General features: G+C 32.6%; 1 protein-coding gene. It reads right to left on the reverse strand.

Going from position 1 to position 820, the window contains the following annotated elements:
• Positions 1-247: 247 nt before the first annotated feature.
• Positions 248-688 (reverse strand): DUF4844 domain-containing protein, encoded by a 441-nt coding sequence (locus tag CDH50_RS15015; protein ID WP_100613111.1) that lies wholly within the window; start codon positions 686-688, stop codon positions 248-250.
• Between the last annotated feature and the right edge of the window lie 132 nt (positions 689-820).

Raw genomic sequence — 820 nt, forward strand, 5'->3', positions numbered from 1 at the left:
TTTAGTTATTAATTCCGATGAATTTGATTCATTTTTTTTCTTAAATAGACTATCAAAAATTCCCATAATTTTAATGTTTGTTCGGTTTTCTCAAATTAACGCCAACGTGTTCGTGTATGGAAAGTTGCGTGTTTGAGGGCGAGGATTTTCCGAAGGAAAATCGAAAGCCAGCAAACGGGCAACCAACTTCATACTAGCTAAAACTAGCAATTTTTTATACACGGTGTTGGCAACTGTTTTTTTAATTCTAATCTTTAACTTCGTTAGGGTCAAAACCATAATAAAAATTATTTAATTGTCCGTTGGAACTTTGAAGTCCGACAATATCCATTATTTCCTGAAAATAAAGTAAGATTCTCTCTCTGTCTTCTGAATCAAATCCTAATTCCATTTCTGGGAATTTTAAAAGTCCGATTCTAATAGCTTCTTGATATTTTTTGTCAGTTGGATTTTCAGATTCCGAAATCTGCTTAAAATCCACCGCAACTTCATTGATTTTTTTTGTCAATATTGGACGTAGTTTTTCATCCGAAATATTTGGAGAAGCGTTTTCCGCATAGAATTTTTTCTTTGCAATAAATTCCGCAAATTTTTCTTTTGCATTTTCAAGTGTTTTCATTTCAGTTGCATTTTGTCCGCAAGCAGATAATGTCAAAATGAATATAAATATTTGAATGTATTTCGTCATTTCTCAAATTGTTGCCAACGTGTTCGTGTATGATTAGTGGCGTGTTTAAGCACCTAATTTAGCAAATAAAAACCCAATAGAAAATCCGCGAGGATTTTCGTAAGTAGGCGAGAACTAGCCATTAATTATACA

This window comes from Confluentibacter lentus (assembly GCF_002806995.1).
Taxonomy (GTDB): Bacteria; Bacteroidota; Bacteroidia; order Flavobacteriales; family Flavobacteriaceae; genus Confluentibacter; species Confluentibacter lentus.